Raw genomic sequence first — 239 nt, forward strand, 5'->3', positions numbered from 1 at the left:
AATCGTTTTCACCGTGATGTACGCACTTTAAAAGCGTATCAATTGCTGCTTCATAGTGAAAATATAGCCCTTGAAGCTCGGGTAAAAGAACGCACACAAGAATTGGAAAGAGCACGCAATCACGCCGAGAAAGAACGACAACGTGTTGAAATGTTGTTGCAAGATGTGAGCCATCGTATTGGCAACTCTCTTGGTACGGTCTCTTCTTTGCTAGGGCTCCAATTAAATCGCAGTGACAA

General features: G+C 43.5%; 1 pseudogene. It reads left to right on the forward strand.

Annotated elements, in window-relative coordinates:
- Positions 1–239: pseudogene (locus tag ACFINS_RS11155) on the forward strand (sensor histidine kinase); the annotation flags it as partial.

It is taken from the genome of Bartonella sp. AA2SXKL, assembly GCF_042197205.1.
In the GTDB taxonomy this organism is placed as follows: domain Bacteria; phylum Pseudomonadota; class Alphaproteobacteria; order Rhizobiales; family Rhizobiaceae; genus Bartonella.